The 7,565-nt window shown below is 64.7% G+C and carries 6 protein-coding genes; 5 read left to right on the top strand and 1 reads right to left on the bottom strand.

Annotated elements, in window-relative coordinates:
• Nucleotides 1-1,072, bottom strand: a 1,072-nt coding sequence (locus JWQ24_RS16640; protein ID WP_299810200.1) for a ribonuclease E/G, incomplete at its 3' end; no start/stop codon positions are given.
• A gap of 186 nt (nt 1,073-1,258) precedes the next feature.
• Here JWQ24_RS16640 and JWQ24_RS16635 point away from each other — a divergent pair.
• The 5 genes from JWQ24_RS16635 to JWQ24_RS16615 form a co-directional block, all read left to right on the top strand.
• Nucleotides 1,259-1,546 (top strand): hypothetical protein, encoded by a 288-nt coding sequence (locus JWQ24_RS16635; protein ID WP_299810203.1) that lies wholly within the window; start codon nt 1,259-1,261, stop codon nt 1,544-1,546.
• A gap of 670 nt (nt 1,547-2,216) precedes the next feature.
• The gene (locus JWQ24_RS16630) at nt 2,217-3,446 is read left to right on the top strand and encodes an N-acetylmuramoyl-L-alanine amidase (RefSeq protein WP_299810197.1); all 1,230 of its coding nucleotides are present in this window, start codon (nt 2,217-2,219) and stop codon (nt 3,444-3,446) included.
• Between the two features lie 201 nt (nt 3,447-3,647).
• A complete protein-coding gene (locus JWQ24_RS16625; RefSeq protein WP_299810194.1) occupies nt 3,648-6,140 on the top strand; it encodes a penicillin-binding protein 1A in 2,493 nt (830 codons plus the stop codon).
• A 108-nt stretch (nt 6,141-6,248) separates the two neighbouring features.
• A protein-coding gene (prfB, locus tag JWQ24_RS16620) for a peptide chain release factor 2 (RefSeq protein ID WP_299810191.1) occupies nt 6,249-7,380 on the top strand; the annotation gives its coding sequence in 2 pieces (ribosomal slippage) (nt 6,249-6,317 and nt 6,319-7,380; 1,131 coding nt in all).
• A 3-nt stretch (nt 7,381-7,383) separates the two neighbouring features.
• Nucleotides 7,384-7,565: NAD(P)-binding domain-containing protein (locus tag JWQ24_RS16615; RefSeq protein ID WP_299810188.1), on the top strand; the 182-nt coding region annotated here is incomplete at its 3' end.

The following is a 7,565-nucleotide window of genomic DNA, read 5'->3' as shown; positions in this document are numbered from 1 at the left end:
AGCGCTTGATCAGCGAGCCTTCCTCGTAGACGAGGGTCGGGGCCTGCGACTTCAGCGTCATGTCGCGCACGGTTTCCCACATGCGGATCAGGTATTCGAAGTCGCGCTTGATTTCCGGCTTGGTGCGGGATGCGCCTGCGGTGCGCAGGATGATCCCCATTCCTTCCGGCACATCGAGGTCGGACACGACTTCCTTGAGACGGGAGCGATCCTGCGCCGAGGTGATCTTGCGGCTGATGCCGCCGCCGCGTGCGGTGTTCGGCATCAGGACCGCGTAACGGCCGGCCAGCGACAGATAGGTGGTGAGAGCCGCACCCTTGTTGCCGCGTTCTTCCTTGACGACCTGCACCAGCATCACCTGGCGGCGCTTGATGACTTCCTGGATCTTGTACTGGCGGCGCGGGCGGAAGGCGCGTTCCGGAACTTCTTCCAGCACGTCGTCGCCGCCGACGGATTCAACCTGATCCTCTTCGGCTTCCTCGCCGTCTTCCTCTTCCTCGTCGTCTTGCTCGTCAGCTTCGACGGTCGCGTGATCGTCGTGATGCACGACGTCATCGGCATGGGCGAGATTTTGCGCGGCGGCATAGGCCGCGTCGTGGTGATCGTCATGGGCGTGATCGTCATGGGCGTGGTCGTCATGACCGTGGTCGTGGCCATGATCTTCCGCTGCTGCGGCGGCAACCGGTTCGGCAACGGCTTCGGGGCCTGCGCTTTCGGCGACCGGCTGGACTTCGGAAGCAGGGGTCTCGGCAACAACGGTTTCGGCCGCGGGCGTCTCGGCAACCGGAATCTCGGCGGCAGGCGTCTCGGCGACGGCAGCAGCAGGGGTCTCGTGGTCGTGGTCGCCGACGGCGTGAGCGACTACCGCGGGCTCGCCTTCGGCATGCTCACCTTCCGGGTGAACATGGGCGTGCTCGTGCGCGTGGTCATGACCATCGTGGTCGTGATGATCATCGGCGCCGTGGTGCCCGTCTTCATGGGCATGGATGTGCTCGCCGGCCGGCGCCTCGAACGCCGGATCGCGCGGCTGTTCGGTCTGCGACGGATCAACGGCGACGACGTCGCTCTGCACGCGCTCGCCGCCGCTGCGGCGGCGGGAGTTGCGGTGACGCGGACGCTTGCTGCCGCGGCTGGAACGGTTGTCGGTCTCTTCTTCGGCTTCGCGGTGCGCGCGCTCGTCAGCCTCGATCAGCGCCTGACGGTCAGCGACCGGGATCTGGTAGTAATCGGGGTGGATTTCGCTGAAGGCTAGGAAGCCGTGGCGGTTGCCGCCGTATTCAATGAAGGCGGCCTGCAGCGACGGCTCAACGCGGGTGACCTTGGCGAGGTAGATGTTACCGCGAAGCTGCTTGCGCTGCGCAGTCTCGAAATCAAATTCCTCGACGCGATTGCCGCGGACCACAACGACCCGGGTCTCTTCCGGGTGGGTAGCGTCGATCAACATTTTGTTTGGCATTTGGGGGCTCATGGCGGCGGAGGGCGCGCGTGGCGGCAAGCGCATATGGCGCAGCCGGGTGACGCAACGGTCCACCTGATTCGGGGGTGAAAGGAAGGCCGAAACGCAACCCGGGGCGCCGTGCCGATCGCGAACCCAGTGCGGGGCGACGCGCGAAGCTTTGGCTTCGCATCGGCGCAGGTCCCGCATGGGTCTCGGTCGGCATCACAGTCTGGCGCATCAAGCGTCGGCCCGTCTGAACATCTCGGCGGCAATGGCGCCGCCTTTATTGCTGGCGTCCGGCGCGGCGCCGAAGCGCTCACCGGCTCTCGCCTATCCCGCCTTGTGATGGCGGGGATAATCGATCGTGACGCGTCTAAAGCCGTCCCTGAACAAGATGACGGGGAACGGACACCGCTCGGGCTAGAACCGCCCCTCTGATCAGCCGCGCGCTGCGCTGGCTGGTGAAGGGAGATCGGAAAAACGCATGTTCCGCCAAGGGGTACCCGGTGGAACCGGCGCTGCACCGGGAGGCTGAAACGACACAATCGGGAGTTAAACCGTCAGCCCCTCGGTCATACGTGGAATGGCGCTCTCATGCAAGGGAAGCGTCACAGTGCTGCAACACTGCCGACTAATCGGTGGCACGCCCTTAAGGTTCGGTTAACCCTGCGGTTCTATTGCGTTAAGTGGGGCTGTCACGGAGGTATTGGATTCGTTGTCGGGCCGCGCAAACCATCTCATTCGTCTATGCACGGTGCTCGCAGGAGCCGCCGCGATCATGTGTGGGTGGCCGGCTGCCGGCCTGGCCCAGACCGAGTCGGCGGCTGCCGAGGCGGCCAGCCCATTCCCGGTCGCTTCGGACGTGCGGATCGCCGGCGACGAGAAGCAGACCCGCTTCATTCTCGACCTCGACAAGAAGGTCACGCTGCGCGCTTTCGCGCTGGCCGATCCGTACCGCGTGGTCGTTGATATCCCCCAGGTCAGCTTCCAGCTCGATTCCGGCAGCGGAACCGTCGCTCGCGGGCTGATCAAGGCGTTCCGCTACGGGCTGGTGATGCCCGGCGGCTCGCGGATCGTGTTCGACCTTGCCGGACCCGCCAAAATCAAGAACGCCTATGCGCTCGATCCCGCCAACGGCCAGCCGGCCCGGCTGGTGCTTGAGCTGGAGGCGGTTGACCGTACCGCCTTCGTGCAGGCGCTGGCGGTCGAAAGCCGTCCCGACCTGCGGCCGGCAATCGGGGTGGCCGGCGCGCCCCCCGCGGCCGTCGCCAGCGCGGTACCTGCCGACGATTCCCGGCCGGTCGTGGTGCTGGATCCCGGTCATGGCGGCATCGACAACGGTACCCAGTCATCCGGCGAGAGCGAAAAAGGCCTGGTGCTCAGCTTCGGTCTGGCGCTGCGCGACCGGCTGGAGAAGAGCGGTAAATACCGCGTCGTGATGACGCGCAGCGACGACACCTTCATTCCACTTGGTGACCGCGTGAAGATCGCACGCAGCCAGTCGGCCGCTTTGTTTGTCTCCATCCACGCCGACGCACTGCCGCGCGGCGAAGGTGAGGCGCATGGCGCCACCGTCTATACGCTGTCGGACAAGGCCTCTGATGCCGAGGCGGAGCGGCTGGCGGATTCGGAAAACAAGGCGGACGCCATCGGCGGCGTCAATCTCACCGAGGAACCGACCGATGTCGCCGACATCCTGATCGAGCTGACGCAGCGGGAGACCCGCACCTTCTCGAACCGCTTTGCGCGACTGGTCGCGGCCGAGATGAAGTCGACCGCGCGGATGCACAAGCATCCCCTGAAATCGGCTGGCTTCCGGGTGCTGAAGGCGCCCGATGTGCCGTCGGTGCTGATTGAACTCGGCTATGTCTCCAACAAGGAAGACCTGCAGCAGTTGCTGTCGGAAAACTGGCGTTCCCGGACGGTTGGCGCGGTGGCGCAGGCCATCGATGGTTTTTTTACCAAGCGGCTGGTGTCGGCGGTTCCGGAAACCCGGCCGGGAAACTGAGAAGACACGGCTTTGCGCAATGAAAGCCCTAGTTTCGACACAGCCGCAGCTTTATAAAATTTCGGTGTGGCCGCTAGAATCGGTCAAATCCCGCTTTGCTGACGGTCTGATGACCGAACAGGCCCGAGAGGCGGGAAGTCGCGCCGGTAGACGCCGCGCTATATCAGGCTGCGGCACGTTGATGGAAACGGATCTTCGATAATGCGTCTGCTGGTGCGGTTTTTGGGTTTCCTGTTCGCTGCCGGGACCGTGCTGTTCCTGGTTGGCGTCGCCGCCGCGGCCGGCATGATCTGGCATTACTCCAAGGATCTGCCGGATTACTCGCAGTTGCAGGACTATGAGCCGCCGGTGATGACCCGCGTGCATGCCGCCGATGGCGCGCTGCTCGGCGAATACTCCCGGGAACGCCGGCTGTATCTGCCGATCCAGGCGGTGCCGAAGCTGGTGATCAACGCCTTCCTCGCCGCCGAAGACAAGAATTTCTACGAGCACGGTGGCATCGATTACACCGGCATGGCGCGTGCCATGGTGCTGTATGCGCAGAACTTCGGCTCCAACAAGCGGCCGCAGGGCGCCTCGACCATCACGCAGCAGGTCGCCAAGAACTTCCTGCTGACCAACGAAGTGTCTTTCACCCGCAAGATCCGGGAAGCCTTGCTGGCGATGCGGCTCGAGCGGGCCTATTCGAAGGACAAGATCCTCGAATTGTACCTCAACGAAATCTATCTCGGCCTCGGCGCCTACGGCATTGCCGCGGCCTCATTGGTCTATTTCGACAAGTCGGTGAACGAGCTGACCGTGTCAGAAGCCGCCTATCTCGCGGCCTTGCCGAAGGCGCCGTCGTCGCTGCATCCGGTGAAGAACCGCGACCGCGCCGTCGAGAGACGTAACTATGTGATCGACCGGCTGCTGGAAAACGGCTGGATCAAGACGGCTGACGCCGAGAAGGCGCGCAAGGACGTGCTGTCCGTCACCAGCCGCACCAATGCCGCGCACATCTTCGCTGGCGAATATTTCGCCGAGGAAGTGCGCCGCGACATCTTCGAGCGCTACGGCGAGAAGAAGCTTTATGAAGGCGGCCTGTCGGTCCGCACCACGTTGGATCCCAAGCTGCAGATCATGGCGCGCAAGACCATGGTCAACGGCCTGATCAATTTCGACGAGGCGCATGGCTGGCGCGGCGCGGCTAACAAGATCGACATTTCAGGCGACTGGGGCGTCAAGCTTGCCGAGGTCAAGGCGCTGCAGGACATCGCGCCGTGGAAGCTCGCGGTCGTGCTCGACGTCAGCGACCAGTCGGCGCGGATCGGCTTCCAGCCCGGTCGCGAACTCGGCGGGGCCGTGCTCAAGGACCGTCAGACCGGCAACCTGACGCTCGACGGCGTGAAGTGGGCGAAGCCAACCACCGGGCCGATCAAGGGACGTACGCCGACCGCGGTGTCGCAGGTGCTCACCCCCGGCGACATCATCTATGTCGATCCACTGCTGACCAAGGAAGGCACTGTCATCGAGGGACAGTTCCGGCTGCGTCAGTATCCGGAAGTGTCCGGCGCGATGGTGGCGATGGATCCCTTGACCGGTCGCGTGCTGGCGATGGTCGGCGGCTTCTCGTTCGACCAGAGCCAGTTCAACCGCGCCACGCAGGCCTATCGCCAGCCCGGCTCGTCGTTCAAGCCGCTGGTCTATTCGGCGGCGATGGACAACGGCTACACGCCGTCGACCGTGGTGGTCGATGCGCCGCTGGAGATCGACCAAGGGCAGGGCGCCGGCGTCTGGCGTCCGGAGAACTATTCCACCGGCAAATATTACGGCCCGACCACGCTGCGCAACGCGCTGATGCGCTCGCTCAACACCGTGACGGTGCGCCTCGCGCAGGACATAGGCATGCCGCTGATCGGCGAATACGCCAAGCGGTTCGGCGTCTATGACGAACTGCCGAATTATCTGTCCTACGCACTCGGCGCCGGCGAAACCACAGTGATGCGCATGGTCACGGCCTATTCGATGTTCGCCAATGGCGGCAAGCGGGTGAAGTCGACGCTGATCGACCGCATCCAGGACCGCTACGGGCACACTATCTTCAAGCATGACCAGCGCGAATGCCGCGGCTGCGACGCACCGGAAGGCTGGAAGAACCAGGCCGAGCCGCAGTTGATCGATCGCCGCGAGCAGGTGCTCGATGCGATGACCGCCTACCAGATCACCTCGATGATGGAAGGTGTGGTCCAGGCCGGCACCGCCACCGTGATGCGCGACGTCGGCAAGCCGATCGCCGGCAAGACCGGAACTACCAACGACGCCAAGGATGCCTGGTTCATGGGCTTTTCGCCGGACGTCGTGATCGGTCTCTATATCGGCTACGACAAGCCGCGCAGCCTGGGCGCCAAGGCGACCGGCGGCGGTCTCGCGGCACCGATCGCGCGTGACTTCATGAAGCTGGCGCTGGCCGACAAGCCCGCCGTGCCGTTCCGCGTTCCGGCCGGCATCAAGCTGATCCGCGTCGACGCCAAGAGCGGCATGCGCGCCGGTCCGGGCGACAGCGGCCGCACGATTCTCGAAGCCTTCAAGCCGGGCACCGCGCCGCCGGACAACTACTCGGTGATCGGCGTCGCCGATGCCGACGGCCGCTCCCTGTCGGTATCGCCGGACGCCGACCGCACGATCCTGCGTTCGGGCACGGGCGGCCTGTATTGAGTCATCACGGCGATTGCGCTTTGCCGCAGTCGCCGCTACATCCCGCCTCAAGACTTGCCGACACGTGATTTGCCATCGCGGCCCCCGAAGCCGCAGATCAGAGTTTTCATGCGCCCAGAATTCGAACGCCTCGTTGAAGAGATCAAGCAGTCAGTCGGGCTGCTGAGGAGGCATCTTTGACGTCGATGCAGCCACGGCACGCCTCGCAGAGCTGAACACGCTCGCTGAAGACTCCAATCTCTGGAACGATCCCCAGAAAGCCCAGAAACTGATGCAGGAGCGGACCTCGCTGGAGGATTCGCTCAGCGGCATCGGCCGAGTCATGCGCGAGCTCGACGACAACGTCGAGATGATCGAACTCGGCGAGGCCGAGGGCGATGACGGCGTCGTGGTCGAGGCCGAGAACGCGCTGAAGGCGCTGAAGAAGGAAGTCGCGCGCCGCGAGCTGGAAGCGCTGCTGTCCGGCGAAGCCGACCGCTTCGATTCCTATCTCGAAGTACACGCCGGCGCCGGCGGCACCGAAAGCCAGGACTGGGCTTCGATGCTGCTGCGCATGTATACGCGCTGGGCGGAGAAGCACGGCTTCAAGGTCGAATATCTCGAAGAGACCGCCGGCGAAGAAGCCGGCATCAAATCCGCGACGATCCAGATCTCCGGCCACAACGCCTATGGCTGGCTGAAGACCGAGGGCGGCGTACACCGGCTGGTGCGAATCTCGCCTTACGATTCCAACGCGCGGCGGCACACCTCGTTCTCGTCGGTGGCGATCTTCCCGGTGGTCGACAACACCATCAAGATCGACATCAACGAAAGCGACGTCCGCGTCGATACGATGCGATCCGGCGGCGCCGGTGGCCAGCACGTCAACAAGACCGAATCCGCGGTGCGGCTGACGCACATCCCGAGCGGCGTCGCGGTGGTCTGTCAGGCCGGCCGTTCGCAGCACAAGAACAAGGCTCAGGCCTGGGACATGCTGCGCGCCCGGCTGTACGAGATCGAGCTGAAGAAACGCGAGGCGCAGGCCGCCGCCGACCAGGCCGCCAAGACCGAGATCGGCTGGGGTCACCAGATCCGCTCCTACGTGTTGCAGCCCTACCAGATGGTCAAGGACCTGCGCACCGGCGTGCAGACCTCCGACACTTCCGGCGTGCTCGATGGCGACCTCGACGAGTTCATGGCCGCCACGCTGGCGCAGCGCGCCTTCGGCATCTCGCCGGGCGCGATCGAGGACATGGACTAAACGATGGCCCATGTCGCGTTCATCGGTTTGGGGCGCATGGGCCACGGGATGGCGGGCCGCTATCTCGACGCCGGCTTTACGCTCGCCGTGTGGAATCGCAGCAAGGCCAAGGCCGACGACCTGATCGCCCGCGGCGCCCGCTGGGCCGCTTCGCCGGCGGACGCCGCCGAGGGTGCCGACGCCAT

Origin of the sequence: Tardiphaga sp. (assembly GCF_028290495.1) — a bacterium.
Taxonomy (GTDB): Bacteria; Pseudomonadota; Alphaproteobacteria; order Rhizobiales; family Xanthobacteraceae; genus Tardiphaga.
This window is presented reverse-complemented; position numbering and strand designations above follow the sequence as displayed.